The organism is Vibrio sp. 10N.222.55.C6 (assembly GCF_041473395.1).
In the GTDB taxonomy this organism is placed as follows: Bacteria; Pseudomonadota; Gammaproteobacteria; order Enterobacterales; family Vibrionaceae; genus Vibrio; species Vibrio crassostreae_C.
In genome coordinates, this window is the sequence record NZ_JBFRSD010000675.1 from 1 (window position 1) to 460 (window position 460).

At 47.6% G+C, this 460-nt stretch carries 1 protein-coding gene; it reads right to left on the bottom strand.

From position 1 onward, the window contains the following. Window positions 1-460, bottom strand: a 460-nt coding sequence (locus AB4486_RS25600) for a glutamate synthase central domain-containing protein (RefSeq protein ID WP_372119544.1), incomplete at both ends; no start/stop codon positions are given.

Consider the following 460-nt stretch of genomic DNA (forward strand, 5'->3'; position numbering starts at 1 on the left):
TCAATCGGTGGGTTGGTGACTTGAGCAAACTTCTGACGGAAATAGTCGGTGATTAGGCGCTCTTTAGAAGACAGCACTGCCATTGGCGTATCGTCGCCCATAGAACCGACCGCTTCTTGTCCCATGTCACCGAGTACACGCAGTACTTGGTCTGACTCTTCGTTGCTCATTGCAAACTGTTTTTGATAGGTCTTTAGGGTGTCATCATCAAAATTACGCTTACCGACTTGGTCATCTGCTAGTGCGGAAAACGGTGTTAATTTGTGAACGTTCTTATCCATCCACTCTTTATATGGGTGACGGCCTTTAAGATCATTGTCGATCTCGTTCGACTGCCATAGCTTACCGCGACGCGTATCAATAACGAGTAATTCACCAGGGCCAACACGTCCTTTCTCTGCCACTTCGTCTGGCGCATAATTCCAGATACCGACTTCAGATGCCAAGGTGATTAGGCTGT